25 protein-coding genes are annotated in these 20,388 nt (G+C 35.1%); 12 read left to right on the forward strand and 13 right to left on the reverse strand.

Annotated features, from left to right (window positions below; translation table 11 throughout):
* The first annotated feature begins 29 nt into the window (after nt 1-29).
* Complete coding sequence (locus tag ACE94K_RS02175; protein WP_378179319.1) at nt 30-1,400, forward strand: saccharopine dehydrogenase family protein; 1,371 nt, start codon at nt 30-32, stop codon at nt 1,398-1,400.
* A gap of 69 nt (nt 1,401-1,469) precedes the next feature.
* On the forward strand, nt 1,470-1,940 hold the full coding sequence (locus tag ACE94K_RS02180; RefSeq protein ID WP_378179322.1) for an Lrp/AsnC ligand binding domain-containing protein: 471 nt from the start codon (nt 1,470-1,472) through the stop codon (nt 1,938-1,940).
* A 110-nt stretch (nt 1,941-2,050) separates the two neighbouring features.
* On the opposite strand, the gene ACE94K_RS02185 is transcribed toward ACE94K_RS02180, so the two are convergent.
* The 5 genes from ACE94K_RS02185 to ACE94K_RS02205 form a co-directional block, all read right to left on the reverse strand.
* Nucleotides 2,051-2,743 (reverse strand): zinc metallopeptidase, encoded by a 693-nt coding sequence (locus ACE94K_RS02185; protein ID WP_378179325.1) that lies wholly within the window; start codon nt 2,741-2,743, stop codon nt 2,051-2,053.
* Nucleotides 2,744-2,847: 104 nt separating this feature from the next.
* Nucleotides 2,848-3,963 (reverse strand): alanine dehydrogenase, encoded by a 1,116-nt coding sequence (gene ald, locus ACE94K_RS02190; RefSeq protein ID WP_378179328.1) that lies wholly within the window; start codon nt 3,961-3,963, stop codon nt 2,848-2,850.
* A 132-nt stretch (nt 3,964-4,095) separates the two neighbouring features.
* Complete coding sequence (locus ACE94K_RS02195) at nt 4,096-4,356, reverse strand: SemiSWEET family sugar transporter (protein ID WP_378179331.1); 261 nt, start codon at nt 4,354-4,356, stop codon at nt 4,096-4,098.
* Nucleotides 4,357-4,456: 100 nt separating this feature from the next.
* Nucleotides 4,457-7,270 carry a leucine--tRNA ligase gene (gene leuS, locus ACE94K_RS02200; RefSeq protein WP_378179334.1) on the reverse strand — a complete coding sequence of 938 codons (2,814 nt, stop codon included), beginning with the start codon at nt 7,268-7,270 and terminating at the stop codon, nt 4,457-4,459.
* 300 nt (nt 7,271-7,570) lie between these two features.
* The gene (locus tag ACE94K_RS02205; RefSeq protein ID WP_378179337.1) at nt 7,571-8,494 is read right to left on the reverse strand and encodes a ketopantoate reductase family protein; all 924 of its coding nucleotides are present in this window, start codon (nt 8,492-8,494) and stop codon (nt 7,571-7,573) included.
* Nucleotides 8,495-8,725: 231 nt separating this feature from the next.
* On the opposite strand from ACE94K_RS02205, the gene ACE94K_RS02210 reads away from it, so the two are divergent.
* The 6 genes from ACE94K_RS02210 to ACE94K_RS02235 are packed head-to-tail and all read left to right on the forward strand — an operon-like array spanning nt 8,726 to nt 12,588.
* Nucleotides 8,726-9,604, forward strand: coding sequence for a cell division protein FtsX (locus ACE94K_RS02210; protein WP_378179340.1), 879 nt, complete (start codon nt 8,726-8,728; stop codon nt 9,602-9,604).
* 9 nt (nt 9,605-9,613) lie between these two features.
* Nucleotides 9,614-10,030 carry a hypothetical protein gene (locus ACE94K_RS02215; RefSeq protein ID WP_378179342.1) on the forward strand — a complete coding sequence of 139 codons (417 nt, stop codon included), beginning with the start codon at nt 9,614-9,616 and terminating at the stop codon, nt 10,028-10,030.
* Nucleotides 10,008-10,277, forward strand: coding sequence for a DUF3098 domain-containing protein (locus ACE94K_RS02220; protein WP_378179345.1), 270 nt, complete (start codon nt 10,008-10,010; stop codon nt 10,275-10,277). The genes ACE94K_RS02215 and ACE94K_RS02220 overlap by 23 nt, the downstream gene beginning before the upstream one ends.
* Before the next feature lie 58 nt (nt 10,278-10,335).
* The gene (locus tag ACE94K_RS02225) at nt 10,336-11,130 is read left to right on the forward strand and encodes an undecaprenyl-diphosphate phosphatase (RefSeq protein ID WP_378179348.1); all 795 of its coding nucleotides are present in this window, start codon (nt 10,336-10,338) and stop codon (nt 11,128-11,130) included.
* Nucleotides 11,131-11,139: 9 nt separating this feature from the next.
* Nucleotides 11,140-11,847 (forward strand): tRNA pseudouridine(55) synthase TruB, encoded by a 708-nt coding sequence (truB, locus tag ACE94K_RS02230; RefSeq protein ID WP_378179351.1) that lies wholly within the window; start codon nt 11,140-11,142, stop codon nt 11,845-11,847.
* Nucleotides 11,848-11,880: 33 nt separating this feature from the next.
* Nucleotides 11,881-12,588 carry a hypothetical protein gene (locus ACE94K_RS02235; protein ID WP_378179354.1) on the forward strand — a complete coding sequence of 236 codons (708 nt, stop codon included), beginning with the start codon at nt 11,881-11,883 and terminating at the stop codon, nt 12,586-12,588.
* A gap of 2 nt (nt 12,589-12,590) precedes the next feature.
* Here ACE94K_RS02235 and ACE94K_RS02240 read toward each other — a convergent pair whose 3' ends face one another.
* Entirely contained in the window at nt 12,591-13,202 is a 612-nt protein-coding gene (locus ACE94K_RS02240; protein ID WP_378179357.1) for a thioredoxin family protein, read from the reverse strand.
* Between the two features lie 103 nt (nt 13,203-13,305).
* Between ACE94K_RS02240 and ACE94K_RS02245 the strand changes: the two genes are divergently transcribed.
* On the forward strand, nt 13,306-13,869 hold the full coding sequence (locus ACE94K_RS02245; protein WP_378179360.1) for a DNA-3-methyladenine glycosylase I: 564 nt from the start codon (nt 13,306-13,308) through the stop codon (nt 13,867-13,869).
* Between the two features lie 2 nt (nt 13,870-13,871).
* Entirely contained in the window at nt 13,872-14,276 is a 405-nt protein-coding gene (locus ACE94K_RS02250) for an ACT domain-containing protein (protein WP_378179363.1), read from the forward strand.
* Between the two features lie 8 nt (nt 14,277-14,284).
* Here ACE94K_RS02250 and upp read toward each other — a convergent pair whose 3' ends face one another.
* The 4 genes from upp to ACE94K_RS02270 all read right to left on the reverse strand — a co-directional run bounded on the left by upp (nt 14,285) and on the right by ACE94K_RS02270 (nt 17,097).
* The gene (gene upp, locus ACE94K_RS02255) at nt 14,285-14,938 is read right to left on the reverse strand and encodes a uracil phosphoribosyltransferase (RefSeq protein WP_378179365.1); all 654 of its coding nucleotides are present in this window, start codon (nt 14,936-14,938) and stop codon (nt 14,285-14,287) included.
* A gap of 27 nt (nt 14,939-14,965) precedes the next feature.
* Complete coding sequence (gene aat, locus ACE94K_RS02260) at nt 14,966-15,604, reverse strand: leucyl/phenylalanyl-tRNA--protein transferase (RefSeq protein WP_378184196.1); 639 nt, start codon at nt 15,602-15,604, stop codon at nt 14,966-14,968.
* 234 nt (nt 15,605-15,838) lie between these two features.
* Nucleotides 15,839-16,213: a DUF3127 domain-containing protein gene (locus tag ACE94K_RS02265; protein WP_378179368.1), complete on the reverse strand. Its 375-nt coding sequence runs from the start codon at nt 16,211-16,213 to the stop codon at nt 15,839-15,841.
* An 8-nt stretch (nt 16,214-16,221) separates the two neighbouring features.
* Complete coding sequence (locus ACE94K_RS02270) at nt 16,222-17,097, reverse strand: flavin reductase family protein (RefSeq protein ID WP_378179369.1); 876 nt, start codon at nt 17,095-17,097, stop codon at nt 16,222-16,224.
* Nucleotides 17,098-17,231: 134 nt separating this feature from the next.
* Between ACE94K_RS02270 and ACE94K_RS02275 the strand changes: the two genes are divergently transcribed.
* Both ACE94K_RS02275 and ACE94K_RS02280 read left to right on the forward strand, forming a co-directional pair.
* The gene (locus ACE94K_RS02275; RefSeq protein WP_378179371.1) at nt 17,232-18,443 is read left to right on the forward strand and encodes a sensor histidine kinase; all 1,212 of its coding nucleotides are present in this window, start codon (nt 17,232-17,234) and stop codon (nt 18,441-18,443) included.
* Between the two features lie 37 nt (nt 18,444-18,480).
* Nucleotides 18,481-18,852: a hypothetical protein gene (locus ACE94K_RS02280; protein ID WP_378179373.1), complete on the forward strand. Its 372-nt coding sequence runs from the start codon at nt 18,481-18,483 to the stop codon at nt 18,850-18,852.
* On the opposite strand, the gene ACE94K_RS02285 is transcribed toward ACE94K_RS02280, so the two are convergent.
* The 3 genes from ACE94K_RS02285 to greA form a co-directional block, all read right to left on the reverse strand.
* Nucleotides 18,849-19,265 (reverse strand): acyl-CoA thioesterase, encoded by a 417-nt coding sequence (locus ACE94K_RS02285; RefSeq protein ID WP_378179376.1) that lies wholly within the window; start codon nt 19,263-19,265, stop codon nt 18,849-18,851. The genes ACE94K_RS02280 and ACE94K_RS02285 overlap by 4 nt on opposite strands.
* A 1-nt stretch (nt 19,266) precedes the next feature.
* The gene (locus tag ACE94K_RS02290; RefSeq protein ID WP_378179379.1) at nt 19,267-19,656 is read right to left on the reverse strand and encodes an HIT family protein; all 390 of its coding nucleotides are present in this window, start codon (nt 19,654-19,656) and stop codon (nt 19,267-19,269) included.
* A 117-nt stretch (nt 19,657-19,773) separates the two neighbouring features.
* On the reverse strand, nt 19,774-20,250 hold the full coding sequence (gene greA / locus ACE94K_RS02295) for a transcription elongation factor GreA (RefSeq protein WP_378179382.1): 477 nt from the start codon (nt 20,248-20,250) through the stop codon (nt 19,774-19,776).
* Nucleotides 20,251-20,388: the final 138 nt, after the last annotated feature.

The following is a 20,388-nucleotide window of genomic DNA, read 5'->3' on the forward strand; positions in this document are numbered from 1 at the left end:
CATCAAAGTTATCAAAATAATCATTAGGTATGCGAAAGATACTCGTCATCGGTGCAGGAAAATCGACTGCAGTTTTAATTAAATATTTTCAAGAAAAATCAAAATCTGAAAATTTATACATTACTATTGGAGATATTTCGCTTGACAGTGCAAAATCTTTGGCGTCAAATCACCCAAATAGCTTAGCAATTAAATTAGATGTTTTTGATAAAAACTCTAGAGAAGATGCAATCAAAAATGCAGACATAGTAGTATCTATGCTTCCTGCAAGATTTCACATAGAAGTCGCCAAAGATTGTCTTCGATTGGAAAAATCCATGGTAACGGCTTCTTATATAAGTAGAGAAATGCAAGAGCTTGATGAGGAAGTAAAGAAAAAAGGACTAGTATTCATGAATGAGATTGGAGTAGATCCGGGCATAGATCATATGAGTGCTATGCAAGTCATAGACAGGATACGCAATCAAGGAGGAAAAGTAATCTTATTTGAATCTTTTACTGGAGGTTTGGTAGCTCCAGAAAGCGACACCAATCTCTGGAACTATAAATTCACCTGGAATCCAAGAAATGTTGTGGTTGCAGGACAGGGTAGTGCCGCAGAATTTTTGCAAGAAGGAACCTATAAATATATCCCATATCACAAATTGTTTAGAAGAACTGAATTTCTAGAAGTTGAAGAATATGGGCGTTTTGAAGCGTATGCTAATAGAAATTCTCTAAAATATCAAAGTATCTACGGTTTAGATGATATTTTAACGCTATATCGTGGAACTATCAGAAGGGTTGGTTTTTCTAAAGCCTGGAATATTTTCGTACAGTTAGGAATGACCGCAGATGACTACACACTAACCAATTCTGAAGATATGAGTTATCGTGATTTTACAAACTCATTTCTGGCCTATTCTCCTACTGATTCTGTTGAATTAAAACTTCGTCACTATCTAAAAATTGATCAAGACGATATTATATGGGACAAACTTCTGGAGCTTGATATTTTCAATACGGATAAGAAAATTGGAATTCCAAACGCGACACCTGCTCAAGCATTACAGAAGATACTTATGGATAAATGGACATTAGACGAAGGAGATAAAGATATGATAGTGATGTACCATAAATTCGGATATGAAATTAATGGAGAGCGTAAACAAATCGATGCTACCATGGTGAGTATTGGTGAAGATCAAAAATACACTGCCATGGCTAAGACTGTTGGACTACCAGTTGCTATGGCTACACTAAGAATTCTTAATAAAGAAATTACATCTACAGGAGTTCAGATTCCAATCAAAGAAGAAATATACACACCTATCCTAAATGAATTGGAAGAATATGGCATTGTATTTAAAGAAAAAGAACGTGAATACTTAGGCTACAACCCTGACGGTGCTACAGGATAAACGAATAAAAAGTTTCAGTTTATAAACCTATTCTATATTTTTGATTATTAATTGTAACACATCTGTGTAATGAAAGGACAATATGGTAGTTTAAAAATAGACGGTATTGATAAAGAGATTCTTCGGAATCTTATGGAAGATGCTCGAAGACCTATTTTGGAAATTGCAAGAAAAATTGGAATTTCGGGTGCAGCAATCCATCAAAGACTAAGAAAGTTAGAAGCTTCTGGTTTGATAACCGGTTCTAAGTTTATTATTGATCCAAAAATTTTAGGATATAAAACTATGGCGTTTGTGGGAGTCTATCTAGACAAAGCAGTTAGTAACCCAAAAGCAGTAAAGCAACTAAAAGACATTCCTGAAGTTATAGAATGTCATTACACTACTGGAAACTGGTCTATTTTTATCAAAATTCTTTGCAAAGACAATGAACATCTAATGAATGTGTTGAATAAAGAAATTCAAGCTATTGAAGGTGTTTCGAGAACAGAAACTTTTATTTCTTTAGACCAACAAATCAATCGACAAATTAAAATATAAAAATTATCACATGCCATTTGAATTTACTGGCATAATAGAATGGCAACTAATATAGAATGCCTACAAGATTTTGAAATCTTGCAGGCATACTTGTAAATTATCTTTCTTCTTTAATCTCTTCTTCCTAAAAATATAGAAATAAAGTACAATAGCGTAGCTAGTGAACCCAAAGCTGCCACAACGTATGTTCTTGCAGCCCATTTTAACGCATCTTTAGCCCCATCATGCTCTTCTACTGTTAACATGCGATTATTTTCTAACCAGGCAAGTGCTCTATTACTTGCATCATATTCTACAGGAAGCGTAATAAAAGCGAATAATGTAGTAACTGCGAATAGAATAATCCCTACCAGAAAAATGGTATTACCGATCAGAGAACCAGAAACTGACAAAACCAACCCAGCCATAATGACAAAATTAGACAACTTACTGGCAATCCCAACTGCCGGAACAATCTTGGACCTCAAGGTTAACCAGTTATACGCTGTAGCGTGTTGCACGGCGTGACCAACCTCGTGAGCAGCTACCGCTGCGGCAGCAGCATTTCTTTGATTGTATACCCCTTCACTAAGGTTAACGGTTTTATTTCTTGGATTGTAGTGATCTGTTAGCATTCCTGGTGTAGAAATTACTTTTACGTCGCGTATTCCATTATCCAACAACATTTTTGTGGCAATCTCTGCCCCACTCATTCCATTTTGCAAGCGCACTTTAGAATAATGTTTGAATTTGCTTTTTAGCTTACTGCTTACGTAAGAGCTTACTAAAAAGATAATTCCCGCTAAGACATAATATCCCATCATAATTGTAAACTTTTGAATTTAAATTTACAATAATAAAAGCAAAAACCTCGCCATAAAGACGAGGTTTTCAGTTAAATAAACTTGAGTTAGCCAATAAGTCGAGTTTAACTTAAATAGTTATTTACATCTTCCAAAGGAAGGTTAAATGCTTCTGAAATAGCAGGATACACCACATCTCCATTAATTACGTTCAATCCTTTTTTGAGTGGTTCGTTGTCTGCGCAAGCGGCTTTCCAGCCTTTATTTGCCAATTGCACTGCATATGACAAAGTAACATTCGTTAATGCCAAAGTGGACGTATACGGTACCGCTCCTGGCATATTTGCCACAGAGTAGTGGACAACATCGTCAATAATGTAAGTTGGTTCCTGATGTGTTGTTGGTTTTGTTGTTTCAAAACATCCTCCCTGATCCACAGCTACGTCTACCAAAACGGTTCCAGGTCTCATATCCTTAAGCATGTCACGGGTAATAAGCTTTGGTGCTTTTGCCCCCGGAATCAATACCCCCCCGATGATCAAATCAGAAGTTTTTATATGTTCACGAATGGTATATTCGTTTGAAAATTCTGTGTTTACGTTAGCAGGCATTACATCATCTAAATAACGTAATCGTTTCATGCTAATATCAAGAATTGTAACATCTGCTCCCATTCCTGCAGCCATTTTTGCAGCTTGCGTTCCTACTACACCTCCACCGAGTATTAACACTTTTGCCGGAGCCACTCCAGGAACACCGCCCAGAAGAATACCTCTTCCTTTCAATGGTTTCTCCAGATATTTAGCTCCTTGCTGAATAGACATACGTCCAGCCACTTCACTCATTGGTGTTAATAATGGCAAGCTACGATCAGGATCTTCTACGGTTTCATAAGAAATACAAACCGCTCCGCTCTCTATCATTGCTTTAGTTAATGGCTCACTGGATGCGAAATGAAAATAAGTAAATAATAATTGATCTTTCTTAATCAATTTATATTCTGGCTCTATAGGCTCCTTTACCTTAATAATCATTTCAGCGGTAGCATATACCTCTTCGATAGTAGGGAGGATCTTTGCTCCTGCACCGATATATTCATCATCACTAAAACCACTCTGAAGACCAGCATTCTGCTGAATGAAAACAGTGTGACCATGACTAACGAGTGCCATCGTTCCTGCAGGTGTAACACCTACTCGATTCTCGTTATTCTTGATTTCCTTAGGAACACCAATTATCATATTCTTATTTTTTGGTCGAAAATAGATGTTTTCTTGAAATAAAACAATAAAATATATTTAAAAAATATCTTATCCATAATTTATGAAAACTCACTGAAAGTTGTTAAAAAAAGAAAATGTTATCAATTTAATTCAATTTTTATAGCGAAATTTAAAATAAAGCAATAAAAAACCGGAAATCGCTGTAACAGCATTTGCTAAAATTATAGGCAAACTATCAATCAAAAAACCGTAAAAGAGCCAACATATTACCCCACTCTCAAAAATTAGAAGCATAGAAAGAGATAAACTTTGGGTCGATTTTGTTCTCCAAGTCTTATATACCTGTGGTAGGAAAGCAGCTGTCGTTAAAACCGCTGCTATTAACCCAAGAATTTCTATAGAGTCAATCATAATTTATTATTTTGGAGAGAGAAGAAAATAGATCAAAGATAAAAGATGAATTAACAAATAACTTCATCTTTTATCTTTGATCTTTCCTCTATATTCAGGACTATCCAACCACATTGACAATCTTTCCTGGCACAACGATCACTTTTTTCGGCGTTCTACCATCTAATTGTTGTTGTGTTTTTTCATGAGCCATTACGGCAGCCTCGATATCCTCTTTACTCATATCTAAAGGAAGCTCCATGGTAAAACGCATCTTCCCATTAAATGAAATAGGGTATTGCTTTGTGCTCTCTATCAGATGTTTTTCATCAAATCTTGGAAAAGGCGCAGTTGCAATTGATTCATTATGTCCTAACTTATTCCACAACTCTTCTGCGATGTGCGGAGCATATGGAGAAACCAGCACTAATAATGGTTCTAAAATGGCGCTGGCATTACACTTCTGAGCAGTCAATTCATTTACTGCAATCATAAAGGTACTTACCGAAGTATTAAAAGAGAAATTCTCTATATCTTCTTCTACTTTTTTTATGGTTTTATGAAGTGTTTTTAGATTGTCTTTCGTTGGTTCAGCATCTGTTACACTGAAAACATCGCCATTATGATATAGTTTCCATAACTTCTTTAGAAAACCATGTACACCTGTGATTCCTGCTGTGTTCCAAGGTTTTGCTTGCTCTAATGGCCCTAAAAACATTTCGTATAGTCGTAAACTGTCTGCGCCATATTGTTCGCAAATACCATCTGGATTTACGACATTAAACCATCGCTTAGACATTTTCTCTACTTCTCTTCCTACAATATACTTACCATCTTCCAATTCAAATTCTGCATCCTTAAATTGCGGTTGCCAATTTTTCAAATCTTCAGGAAGTAATTCATCAGATGCGTTGATCATATTTACATCCACACGAAGCTCTTCAACCTCGTATTGATCTTTCAATCCTTTGGAAACGTATTTATTTGTACCACTAACTCTGTAAACAATGGCACTGGTACCCAAGATCATTCCCTGGTTGATCAGTTTTTTGGCAAATTCATCCACAGGAACAAATCCTCTGTCATATAAAAACTTTTGCCAGAATCGCGCATATAATAAATGACCGGTTGCGTGTTCGCTTCCTCCTATATATAAATCCACTTCTTTCCAGTAATTCACCGCTTCTTGCGAGAATACCTCATCTTCGTTATGAGGATCCATATATCTATTGAAATAGTAAGAACTTCCTGCCCAGCCCGGCATCGTATTTAACTCCAAAGGAAATACCGTTGTATGATTTATTAGATCATTAGACACTACTTCATTCTTTTCGGCATCCCAAGCCCAAACATCTGCACGACCTAATGGTGGTTCACCAGTTTCGGTAGGCAAATATTTTTCTACTTCTGGTAATTCTATCGGCAAATGCTTTAAGTCAATCATTTGTGGCATTCCGTCTACATAGTATACAGGAAACGGTTCCCCCCAATAACGCTGACGGCTAAATACTGCGTCACGTAATCTATAATTGATTTTACCTTTTCCCTGACCTAATTTCTCTAGCTCATAAATGGCAGTTTTTACTGCTTTTTTATATTTCAAACCATTCAGAAAGTCAGAATTGGCAATGATCGTATTATCTTTATCCGCAAAGGCCTCTTCAGAAATATCTACTCCTTCAAAAATATTGGGAATATCGATCCCAAAATGTTTTGCAAAATCATAATCTCGCTGATCTCCGCAAGGCACCGCCATCACAGCTCCTGTGCCATAACCCGCCAATACGTAATCTCCGATCCAGATTGGAACCGGCTCTTTGGTAAACGGATGCTCTGCGTAGGCTCCTGTAAACACACCACTAATGGTTTTTACGTCAGCCATACGATCACGTTCACTACGTTTTGCAGTCGCTTCTATATAAGCATTTATTTCAGCTTTTTGTTCTGGAGTAGTAATTTTAGCTACTAATTCATGTTCTGGAGCTAATGTCATAAAACTTACTCCAAAAATGGTATCAGGTCTAGTCGTAAACACATCGATCACCTCGTCATGATCCTTCACCTTAAAAGTAACACTTGCTCCTTCAGAACGACCAATCCAATTGGTTTGAGAATCTTTCAAGGGTTGTGGCCAATCAATAGTATTTAATCCATCTATTAAACGTTGAGCATACGCAGAAATTCGCATACTCCACTGCGTCATTTTTTTGCGAATCACGGGATATCCACCACGTTCAGAAACGCCGTTTACGATTTCGTCATTAGCTAATACCGTTCCTAATTGCGGACACCAGTTTACTTCGGTTTCTGCTAAATAGGTTAATCTGTATTTCAGTAATACTTGTTGTTTTTCTTTTGGTGAAAAAACATTCCAGTCAGCAGCAGTAAATTCGGTTATATCTTCATCACAAACAGCATTTACTTTTGCATTTCCTTCTTCAGAAAATAATTGCTCTAGTTCACTAATTGGTCTTGCTTTATCGGCATCATTATCATACCAGGAATTGAAAAGTTCTGTAAAGATCCACTGTGTCCATTTATAAAATGTGGGATCACTGGTTTTTACCTCGCGACTCCAATCAAAAGAAAATCCAATCTTATCTAATTGCTCACGATATCTAGCAATATTTTCTTTGGTAGTGATTGCTGGGTGTTGCCCCGTTTGGATCGCATACTGCTCTGCCGGTAAACCAAATGAGTCATATCCTTGCGGATGCAATACATTAAAACCTTTATGACGCTTATATCTTGCATAAATATCACTGGCAATATATCCTAGTGGATGCCCAACGTGTAATCCTGCTCCAGAAGGATAAGGAAACATGTCCAACACATAGTATTTTGGTTTCTCACTGTTGTTTTCAGCTTTAAACGTTCCATTCTCTGCCCAAAAGGCTTGCCACCTGGCTTCAATCGTATTAAAATCGTAACTCATGATCTGAAATTAAGACCGCAAATTTACGATTTTATGCGAGTTAAACGACAGATCACTTTTAAGTTCTTTCTAATTTGATTTTCAAATTTAAACCTTCAACATTATATCTTTCATTTCTTTTACTTATCCAAAAGAAACGAAACAAAGAAAAAGACACCTTTTACAAGGAATTTTTACTCGATAAATCTCATAAAACCATACTCAAAACTTCGCGTCGCCTCGTACCTAAGCTCCTGAATCTCGAAGCTTTTGAATATATATTCTGTGTAAAAGAATAAAAAACTTCCATAATTTCTAAGATTATAATCTGGCTTTTGCTTCCATTGGTTGTAAACAGCTGTAAATAAAAACGTTTGTTGGGGTTTCGATGTTCAGTTTTTTACCTTCTTTTACAATGAAGCCATTAAAATTATCCAGTTCTGAAGGTCTACCTTCCATAATATCTCTTTGTGTAGAAGCGGTGGCATCAAAAGGTTGATTGCCAATAAAAGTCATAATTCCATCTACAATAGTCGAAGGCATTTCAATTCCTTTGGCTATAGCTATTTTATAAATCTCAGTAGCTGTTGCTCTAAGCATCTTATTCAGTTCAGGATGTTCATACATTTCTCCGATTGTTGCTCTGGTTAAGGCTCCTAAACCGCTAACAGTGGCGATGAACATAAATTTGCTCCAGATATCTATCTGGATATCCTCAGAAATCCTGTTCTTGAATCCTGCCTTATCAAAAACTTTTTTGACGTTCTGAAGACGGTCTGATTCGCTTCTATCCAGTTCTCCAAAAATAACCTCTGGTGGATGACCAAAATGCGAAATGATTCCTGGAGATTCTATTTTACTATAAATTTTACACAATCCACCCAGCACATGTTTTTTATCTATTACAGACATTACTCTTTCGGCATTATCCGCACCATTTTGTAACGGAATTACAATGGTATCTGCTTTTAGGATTGGTTTGATAAGGGCTGCGGCTTCTTTTACCTGCCAGGATTTGGTACAAATTAAAACCAGATCTGCTTTTTCAACTTTTTGGATATCATCGGTAACTAAAAAAGGTTGTGTAACAAAATCACCTTCAATACTTTTAACCTGCAACCCATTCTGAAGTATCGCTTCTAGATGTTTTCCTCTGGCAATCATGGATACTTTTTGACCTGATTGAGTAATCTTTCCTCCGAAATACCCTCCTACACCTCCAACACCTATAATTACTGTATGCATATTCTTTTTAAATTGTTAGATTGATAGATCGCTGTGCTCTTAGAAACATAATCTTTATTGTGACTTCAAAAATTTTATGTCTTATTAACCGTTATTTGTATGTATCAAAGTTAATTAAAACATCATAATAAACAGGTTCTATAATAAAGCGCAATTAATTCTAAAATGTGATCCGTTTTAGAATTAAAAGTCTCATTAACTTTATTATTTTTACCTGCAAAACAGACATCTATGAGCTCCTCTTTTGAAAAATATCAGAAACGCAGACTAATTTCCTCTTACTTCTCTGTGGTTATTAGTATTTCTCTGGTACTTTTTTTACTAGGCTTATTAGGACTTTTAGTGTTAAACACGAAAAAGGTTGCAGATCATTTCAAAGAAAAAATTGCACTCACTATTTATCTAAAAGATACTGCTAAAGAAGTTGAAATCAAACAAATGGAAAAAAGTTTGGCTCTGGCAGAATACACCAAATCCACCACTTATATCTCTAAAGATGAAGCTGCAGAAGAACATAGCAAAGATATAGGCGAAAATTTTATGGATTTTCTGGGTTACAATCCGCTTCAGAACTCGATTGATGTATATCTAAAAGCCGATTTTGTGGATCAGGTAAAGATAGATGAAATCACCGCATCTATTACTAAAAAAGATTTTGTGGATGAAGTAACGTATGACAAGCCATTGATTTCTTTATTAAATGATAATATCAAAAAAATAAGTTTTTGGGTTTTATTGATTAGCGGTATTTTTACTTTTATCGCTGTCCTTCTTATCAATAGTTCTATCCGATTATCTGTATATTCTAAACGTTTTATTATTAAAACTATGCAAATGGTAGGTGCCACCAAAAGATTTATTCGTAGACCTTTTATTTGGAAAAGCGTTCGTTTAGGAATGATCGGCGCTATAGTAGCACTCATTGGAGTTGGAGTGGTTTTATACTATTTGGATAAAGCTTTCCCAGAATTGGCATTACTTAGCGACGAACTGCTGTTGGTAGGATTATTTGCCGGAGTTTTCGGGATTGGAGTTTTAATTACCTGGATTAGCACCTTTTTTGCCACACAGCGTTTTCTGAATCTGAGAACTGATGAACTATATTATTAATAGTATTTTATGAGTACGCAAAAAACAGGTAAAATATTCTTTTCTATATCTTTTGTGCTATTTGTTATTTTTATGTGGGTGATGATTCAGACTTTTAGACCCGTACGAAACGTGCAACCAGAAGATGTAATAGAAATTACCGGCATCGTCACAAAAATAGAAGAAGGAAGCGGTTTGGATATTGTCATCACTTTAAAAAATGACGCTCATTACTATTATATAAATCGTGGTTTAGAACAAGGGCTTACATTAGAAGATTTACAAAAAGAAATCCTAAATAAAAAGGTTACTTTGTATCCTATTCATAGATGGACTATATTTACACGCGATAAGATTATGGGACATATCTCAAAATTAATGATCGAAGATCGAGTGATTTTTAATGAACTTAATAACGACATTCATGAGCAAACAATCCAACAATAATATACCACACAAACCAGATTTCGTTTTTGGAAAAAAGAACTATGTAGTAATGGCTATTGGTATCGCTGTCATTGCGTTAGGGTTTATTTTGATGGCAGGCGGAGGAAGTGATGATCCTAATGTATTTAATCCTGAGATATACAATTTTAGAAGGATCAGATTGGCGCCAACCATAGTCTTGATTGGTTTTGGTATCGAAGTATATGCCATTTTATTAAATCCTGATAAGAAGAAAACCAATAATTAAATAATTCCTCTTCCGGTAGTTATTATATATTTGCATCTAATTTTAGAAATCTTTCTGCGTGGAAATTATTGATGCAATTATTTTAGGTATAGTTCAGGGACTTACAGAGTTTTTACCTGTTTCTTCAAGTGGCCATTTAGAATTAGGAAAAGCTATTCTGGGTGATCAAAGTGTTCCTGAAGAATCCTTACTTTTTACTGTGGTTTTGCATTTTGCGACGGCCTTAAGTACCATTGTAGTTTTTAGGAAAGATGTCTTTCAGATTATCAAAGGGCTGTTTCAATTCAAAAAAAATGATGAAACCATGTTTTCTCTAAGAATTATTGTTTCTATGATTCCCGCGGTTCTAATCGGTTTATTTTTTGAAGAACAACTAGAACAACTTTTTGGTGGAAACATACTGTTTGTTGGTTGTATGCTTATCATCACAGCGATTCTTCTATGGTTGGCGGATAAAGCAAAGGACACTGCTAAAATAGTTACCACCTCAAATGCTTTTATAATTGGAGTTGCTCAAGCGATAGCAATGTTACCGGGTATTTCCCGAAGTGGTGCTACAATCTCCACATCTGTATTACTTGGTAATGACAAGACCAAAGCTGCTCGTTTTTCATTTCTTATGGTAATTCCTTTAATTTTTGGGAAAATTGGCAAAGACCTTTTAAGTGGAGATCTTAACTTTACTACAGAAAGTAGTACCCCTTTACTTCTAGGCTTTATTGCCGCATTTATTTCTGGTCTTTTTGCCTGTACGTGGATGATTTCTCTCGTAAAAAAGAGTAAGTTATCATATTTTGCCTTATATTGTATTATTGTTGGCGTTACGGCCATCATCTTTGGTTTTATTAAATAGTCCCCAATAATGCTAACCGAACAAGATTATAAAGACGGTCAAATTCTTTTGATCGATAAACCGCTTCAATGGACATCCTTTCAGGTGGTCAACAAACTACGCTGGTTAATTCGTAAAAACTTTGGGATCAAAAAAATAAAAGTAGGTCACGCCGGAACATTAGATCCATTAGCTTCGGGATTACTTATTATTTGCACGGGTAAGTTTACCAAACGTATACAAGAGTTTATGGGCCAAACCAAAGAATATACAGGAACCATTACTTTAGGAGCTACTACACCTTCTTATGACCTGGAAACAGAAGTGGATAAAACCTTCGTTATCGACCACGTTACTGAAGAAAACATTCGATTAACAACACAACAATTTATTGGAGAAATTGAACAATATCCTCCGGTTTTTTCAGCGCTGAAAAAAGACGGAAAAAGATTATATGAATATGCCAGAGAAGGAGAGGAAGTGAAAATTGCATCAAGAAAAATCATTATTGAGAAATTTGAAATTACCAGAATCGAATTACCAGAAGTTGATTTTAAGGTTGTTTGCGGAAAAGGAACTTATATTAGATCACTAGCACACGATTTTGGGAAAGCACTGCAAAGTGGTGCTCACCTAAGTGCTCTAAGAAGAACTAAAATCGGAGAGTTTTCTGTTGCCGATGCTATTGACCCAGAAACATTTGAAAATAGGCTTCGAACTGAAATTGAAACCGCATAAAATATTATAGAAGAAAAGAAGTTATAGATACCTATGGAGTTTATAGAAAAACATAAAGCTTTGATTATCACATCTATGTTGATGGGTATTTTTGTGATGACACTCTATAATATCAATATGGTAAATAAGAAAAAGGAGCAGTCAGAAATACTGATGGAAATTCCTGAAGAGTTGATGGAAGAATTGACTAAAGAAGAAGAAATCGAGCCTCCAGTTCAAGAAGAAGATAGAGAATTAATTGCTTCTAAAAGAACTCACGACGCTTATAACGAAGATTTTGAGGATTCTGAAGATTTTGAGCAAAGAATCAAATCTTTAACAGAAACCAATGAAGCAACAGAGGAAGCCTCTAGTAGCGACCAACTCGCAGAAGGTCAAGAAGCCATAGAAGAGGACATCACAGACGAAGAAGTTCCTGAGTCTAAAGAAGAAGAAAAACCGATTCCTGAAGAGGTTAATAACCGAAATAGCTCTGTAACTTTTACTTTAAAAGGACGAGAAAAGAAAGATATCCCTAATCCGATTTATACCTGTAACGGAAGCGGGAGAGTAGTTGTTAAAATCGAAGTAAACCAAAATGGTTATGTTACTGATGCTAAAGTTGACAAAAAAAGATCTACCACCAGAAATGAATGCCTTTTTGATAATGCATTAGAATATGCAAGGGATGCGTTATTTTCATCTTCGGATTTGAAAGAACAAAAAGGTTTTATTACTTATTATTTTAACTATGGAGGTTAAACTTATAGCAACTTAACTAAGTCCTCGGCTACATTGTTTCCTTTATCTTTATTATACCAAACTTGTAAATCCTGTTTAAACTGCGCATCTAAACTGCCGTTAACTTTTTTATAGTCGTTTACCATTTTAGTTGCAAAAGATGGTCTTGGCCCCCAGGTATTCACTACTTTCTGAGTTTCTTTGTTATATGCAATTAGTTTTGGGATTGACTTACCTCCATTGGTCAGAAAATTATTCATTAATTCATCGTGTTCATCTCTGGATATAATTCTTAGATCAATTCCTTCATTCATTTCAGAAAGCTTATTAATTACCGGTAATGATTGGGCAGCATCACCACACCAACCTTCGGTCAAAACTAACCATGTGATATTCGTTTTGGTATTAGTAAAAGCATCTGCAATAGTTCCATTAATTTTAAGAGTCTTATCCAAACGTCTCATTCTTCGATCATTCAACATGCTATAATTAGTAAGTGCTTCGGATTGCTCATTTCCGGTGGATTTTCCCTTAGATAATAATTCACTTACTTTTTCTTTATATTCTTGATAGGAATAAGAATTCTGTATTCCCTCCTCTATTAACTCTTGTATTGTCATCGTTGTTGTTTGCATAATATTGACACCTTAGTACCGTATAAGACGATACAAATATCTAAAACTTACACCCTACATTTATAGCTAATCTAATATCTTTATCCTTTAAAAACCAATTTTTATGGTAAAACACAGATGTGGCTGGTGTATAGGAGATCCTTTATATGAATCTTACCACGATAACGAATGGGGAGTACCGCTGCACGATGAGCGCCTTTTGTTTGAATTTCTCATATTAGAAACTTTTCAGGTGGGATTAAGTTGGATTACCATTCTTAGAAAACGAGAAAACTTCAGATTTGCTTTTGATAATTTTGATTATAAAACGATAGCGCAATATAATGATGCAAAAAAAGATGAATTACTTCAGAATGCAGGTATCATTCGTAATAAGTTAAAGGTGAATGCTGCGATTGTCAATGCTCAGAATTTTATAAAAATCCAAGAAGAATTTGGAAGTTTTGATACATATGTATGGGGTTTCGTTGACGGTACTCCTATTACAAATCATTGGAAAAATTTTAAGGATTGTCCGGCAACTACAGAAATTTCGGATCAGCTAAGTAAAGATTTAAAAAAACGTGGTTTTAAGTTTGTCGGACCAACAGTTATCTATGCCTTTATGCAAGCTATAGGCATGGTTAATGATCACACAGTCGATTGTTTCAGATATAATGAAGTATAATTATGGCCGGAGAAACAAATTTAACTACGCTCATACAGAAAATGACTCCAGAGTTACAAGCTGGAGAATATGTCTTTACAACTGTAAAAACAATTGAGACAATCTCAAGGAATGACATCATTTGTGAGTTTAAAGAAAAAGAAGGGATCACACTTGTTCTAGAGCGTAAAAAAGCCGAAAACCTAAACCTGAAATATGAATATATTGCCTCTTGGATAACATTAAAAATTCATTCTTCATTAGACGCCGTTGGATTGACTGCTATATTTTCTACAGAATTGGCAGCACATAAAATAAGTTGTAATGTGATTGCAGGTTATTATCACGATCACATTTTTGTTAGTATTCAGGACAGTAAAAAGGCAATTAAGGTACTTAAGAATTTATCTCAAAACTATGAAAGATAGCCGTTGATTTATATTTTCATCCCAAAAGACAAATCCCCAGAATCTCCTAAGCCTGGAATGATGTAACCTCTGCTACTTAGCTCTGGATCAATAGCAGCAATCCATAGCTGTGTGTTTTCAGGAAACACATCCTTGATATACCCCACTCCTTGTTTAGAGCCAATAACCGATACAATATGAATCTGTTTTGGCACTCCGTGATTTTTCATCGCCTGCATAGTGTTTTCCAGCGTTTTACCCGTAGCAAGCATCGGATCGGCTAATATCAGTATTTTATTTTCTATTGATGGGGATGCTAGATAATTGACAACAACCTCAAAATCATCAGAATCTTCGTGATGATCCCTGTATGCAGAAATAAAAGCATTTTCGGCAGTATCAAAATAATTAAGCAGGCCTTGATGTAACGGTAAGCCCGCACGCAAAACAGAACACAGTACCAGATTTTGCTCTGGTAAAGAAAGTTCTTTTGTGCCTAAAGGAGTCTGAACATTTTTTAATGTATACTCTAAGGTTTTACTTAGTTCGTAACCCAAAACCTCTCCTATTCGTTCAATATTTTTTCTAAAACGCATGGAATCCTTTTGGATAGTAGTATCTCTAATTTCGCTGATAAATTGATTTAAAATAGAGTTTTCGGTCTCCTGATTGTGAATAATCATAGGTGCTAAAATTTAAGTACTATAAATCTACTTCAAAAATTCCATAAAAGCATCTCTGGGAATTTCTTTCGCACCTAAACTTGCTAAATGATCCGTATAGACCTGGCAATCTATTAGTTTTACATCTTTTTGTTTTAAAAGTTCAATAAGTTTGATAAATCCATACTTAGAAGCATTGCTAACCTTTGTAAACATACTTTCTCCACAAAACACTTTTTTATCTGCTAACCATATACCATACAAGCCACCAACCAGCTCTTTATTTTGCCAAACCTCTGCAGAGATAACATATCCCATTTTATGAAGTTTTATGTAAGCCCGTTTCATATCTTGCGTGATCCAAGTTCCTAATTGATCAGGACGATATATAGTAGCACAATTATCAATAATCTGCTCAAAATCTTTATTAAAAGTCACGCTAAAATGATTTTTACGAAGCACCTGTTGCATACTTTTGCTTATTTTAACATCATCAGGAAAAAGTACCATTCTTGGATCTGGACTAAACCACAATATGGGTTGATCTTCGTTATACCAAGGGAATATTCCGCTATTATAAGCCTTTAAAAGTCTGTCTGTAGAGAGATCTCCTCCAATAGCTAATAGCCCATCTTCATCTGCCAAAATAACGGGCGGAAAGTTTACTGAATTATTAAGTATATACAAATTTAAATTCTCTAAGATTTCTACAACGTTAAATATCAATTAGTTGTTTGAATTGACCAAAAAAATCACAATATTTGTTAAGCCTTTTAAGATAAATTTTGTTCATCATTGCTTTTTTGAGTTTTATTAAAAGGTAACCTAAAACCACAATATGAAAAGTCCGATACTAACGTATCGGACTTTTTGCTTTACACTTCGACAAGCTCAGTGTATATTTCTTATATATTGATTTACTTAAAATGGTAAATCGTCGTGATCTTCTTCGTTTAAATTGGTTGCAGGTTCAAACGCATCTGCAGGAGGCATTGGCGCTGCAGCAGAAGGAGCTGATGCTTGTAAATTTTCTATTCTCCATCCCTGTATAGAATTAAAATATTTAGTCTCTCCCTGTGGATTTACCCATTCACGACCACGTAAATTGATACTAATTTTTACATCTTGCCCTACCTGAAAGTTATTTAATAAGTCACATTTGTCTTGAACAAACTCTACCATAATGTGTTGCGGATACTGCTCTTCAGTAGTCACCACTATCTCACGTTTTCTAAAACCATTGTTTCCAAAAGTTTGTGTCTCTCCGACCATCTTTACTTTACCTTGTACTTCCATCTTTTTAATTATTGTATTGCTGCTAAAATATTCCAGGCAGTATCCATATCATCCTTATCCAAATACTGCTTTGCAAATTTATGAATTTCTATTAGGTTAGCACCCTGAATTTTATCCTTAATATCACTATTGTTATTAACAAAATCTTTAGCCTCACGATTTTCAGGAATTCCTTCTACATTGGCCAACTTCCCCAAATCATTACCTGTAAATATGATGCTGTTTCTTATTTCAGCCGGTAGAGCATCTAATCCAATACCCATAGTGCTAAGCGGTTTTGGCACTTCGAACATTCCCATATTTGCTCTCGAATACCAATTGCCCCCCATACGAGCCACCTGATCAATTTTAAACTGATCAATACTGCCATCTTGATTTAGGATCTCATCTCTTATATGCATCAACAATACCTCACAAATAACAAGGTTTCCTGCACCTCCTTCTTCTCCCATAGGAATTATCTGATTTACCTTACATTCAAATTGTACTGGTGATTCACCAACCCTAAAAGCTTTTACTTTTTCTGAAGCAACCATTGTAAGACCGGCTTTCTCAAACTCATTAACATCCTTTGGATATTCTGTACTGGACAGAGACATCTGTTGCACTATATCGTAGTTCACAACATTAATTACGACTTCTTTGGTTACTAATGTATTTTCTAAGGTATGTTTGGTAGTATTATCTCTAACTCTACGCGCAGGAGAAAAAATAAGAATTGGTGGATTCGCACTAAACACATTAAAAAAACTAAAAGGAGAAAGGTTTGGATTGCCTTTTTCATCGATGGTGCTTGCAAATGCTATGGGTCTTGGTCCGATGGCACCCAGCATCAATCCGTGTAGTTTTCCTATGGAAACTTCTAAAGGGTCTATTCTTAACATAAATAATGATATTGCACAAAGATACTTAAAGTTTGTCGCTTCGTTAGCAGAACAAATCGTTTCACTTAGCTTTTTAAAAACAATAAAATAGTTTAAAAACGTTTATATTTAAGATTTGGTAACATATCTTTTTTATGAATTTTTCTGATGAGCGTAATCTGGCAAGTTATTTTATAATCTTTGCAGTTCTTGTGATTACCGGTCTGGTACTTTGGAACACTTCTCTTTTTTTACAAAGATTGAAAAAAGATGAGACTATAAAAGTGCAGGTTTGGGCTCAATCATTCAAGGCATTAAGCAGCTCTGGTCTGGATGGATCTACAGATATAAATCTAGATGAATACCTTGAATTATCCACTCTGATAAATACATCGAACAATACAATTCCAACTATTATTACCAACTCCAATAAAGATTTTATCAAGGACGCAGAGGGCAACATTGACGCTTTGTCGACCTTAAATTTACCTGAAGATCTTACAGAAGATGAATTATCAGATTATCTTGAACAAATGAAATCTGAGAACGAACCCATTGTTCTGGATCTTCAGGGAACTGTACAATATGTGTATTATGGAAATTCATCTATCCTGCAAAAGTTGAAATACTATCCTATAGCCATCGCATTAATAATCTTTTTGCTGATCGGAGTGATCTATTTCTTTTTCACAACCTCTAAAGCTAGTGAACAAAATAAATTATGGGCAGGTATGGCTAAAGAAACTGCACATCAAATTGGAACGCCCTTATCATCATTGGTTGGGTGGAACGAAATTCTGAAAACAGAAAATGTAAATCCCGAATATATCGTTGAAATAGAAAAAGATATTTCCAGATTAAAAATGATTACCGAACGTTTTTCTAAAATCGGATCTATTCCAAATTTAGAAGAAGTTGATATTGTAAAAGAGACAAGAGAAGCTTATACATATTTACAATCCAGAAGTTCAAAACTTATTAATTTTTCGCTTAGTTTGCCGGAAGAATCCATTCCTGTTCACTTAAATTCGCAACTATATAGCTGGACTATAGAAAATCTTGTAAAAAACGCCATCGACGCCATGAGGGGTAAAGGTAATCTACATATTACTATGTCACAGGATTCAAAACGCGTTTATGTAAGGATAACTGATACTGGGAAAGGTATTCCAAAAAGTAAGTTTACTAAGATTTTTGAACCTGGCTACACTTCTAAAACAAGGGGTTGGGGTCTGGGACTTTCTCTAGCCAAAAGAATCATAGAGGAATATCATTCTGGTAAAATAAAAGTACTGAGGTCAGATATAGGAAAGGGTACTACTTTTCAGATCACGTTAAGCAAATCAGAATCGTCTGATATAACATAATTCTTTTCCATACGTTATATGCTATAAATTTAACAACGTGAAAACCGAGTATATTGTTTTAAAAGAAGCTGTACTGAATAACAATTGCCCTGAATGTTACGCTACCGAGAGTTTATTGCTTTCATTCAAACAAAAAAGACAGTTCTCCAAACTTTTTATCAAAACAAAACGAGAGATTCTGGAAAGTATGGATTGCCAAAAATGTGAGACTACTATTTTTCCTGGTCGATGGACCGATGATATAGAAAGGGTTTATAGTTATCACAAAAAAACGATAGATCCTAAGAAATCCGGTATTCGATTTACCAACTTGTCTTATATTTTGATTGCTTTTATACTATTGGCAGTTGGAGCGTTATGTATACTTCTGTATCAACCAGAACTTATACGGCAATCATTAACATTTTAAGCATATTGACCCATTATTGCTCGTAAATCATCAGAAATTTGAAAGGTTTGATCCTTATTAAAATCAAAGCAAACCGCAACGTCGTGTCCTATTGCACATAACTTACCGATATCATTGTACAATTCGTGATACAATCCAAAGCTTGAATTTTTAATAAACTCCACTTTTGTCTTAACAAATACATTTCCAGGAAAAAAAAGAGGATGCTTAAAATCACATTTGGTGGATACCAACATCGGGCCTTTTTTAGTTTTTTCATAGGATTTTGCCAATCCCGAGACTTCCCAAAATTGAACACGGGCACTTTGCATATATTTCATGAAATTTACATTATTCACATGTTGATATGTATCCATTTCACTCCAATCTATCCTAAGCTGCAGTGATAGTTTAAAATCTGATACCGTATTCATTTTATAAATTTGATTGAATAGTGGCTGCTAATGCCTCAAACTCATCTTTTGACATAGATACTTTATGCTGAAATGTCATTTCCCTCATGTTGTTAAGAGGTATAAGGTGTACGTGCACGTGAGGTACCTCGAGACCTACTACAGCCACTCCAACACGCTTACAGGATACAGATTTCTCTAAAGCTATAGCCACTTCGCGCGAAAAACGCATCAGCTCTATATAAGTATCCTCATCAAGGTCAAATATTTTATCTTCCTCCTTTTTAGGGATGCATAAGGTATGCCCTTTTGCATTAGGATTAATATCTAAAAAAGCATAAAACCTCTCATTTTCAGCGACCTTATAAGAAGGTATTTCGCCATTAATAATTTTAGTGAACAGGGTAGACATTCGTTAAAATTTTAGTTGGTTTATCAATACGAAATATAGGATATTTCTAACAAAATAGAGGTCATAAAAAAACCTTTCTTATTTTTTAAGAAAGGTTTTCGTAACTGATAGTTTTATTTACTGACGCGTAATTTCTATAACATCAAACTTCATAATTCCATTAGGAACCTGAATTTCTGCAGTTTCACCTACACTTTTTCCTAGAAGTCCTTTTCCTATTGGCGAATCTACTGAAATTTTGCCGGTTTTAAGATCAGCTTCGCTCTGCGCAACTAATTTATAGGTCATCTCAGCACCGTTAGTCTGATTTTTGATCTTTACTGTAGAATGTATTAAGACTTTTGATGTGTCCAACTGAGACTCGTCTATAAGACGAGCGCTTGATAAGGTTTCTTCTAATTTAGAAATTCTCATTTCTAATAAACCTTGGGCTTCTTTTGCTGCATCATATTCAGCATTTTCACTTAAATCCCCTTTATCACGGGCTTCTGCAATTGCTTGTGAAGCCTTTGGTCTTTCTATATCCTTCAGGTTATTTAATTCGTCTCTTAATTTTTTTAGCCCTTCTGCAGTGTAATAAGATACTTTGCTCATAACTTCATCGTTTATATAAATACAAAAAATCCCATGGATATGGGACTTTAACTATAAACAAATATAATAAAAAATAATACCGAATCACATTTTTACCTAATTTGGTCGTTTTAAAAATAAGCTTCGGAAAGGAAAGAA

The sequence above is a fragment of the Aquimarina besae genome, from assembly GCF_042434905.1.
GTDB lineage: Bacteria > Bacteroidota > Bacteroidia > Flavobacteriales > Flavobacteriaceae > Aquimarina.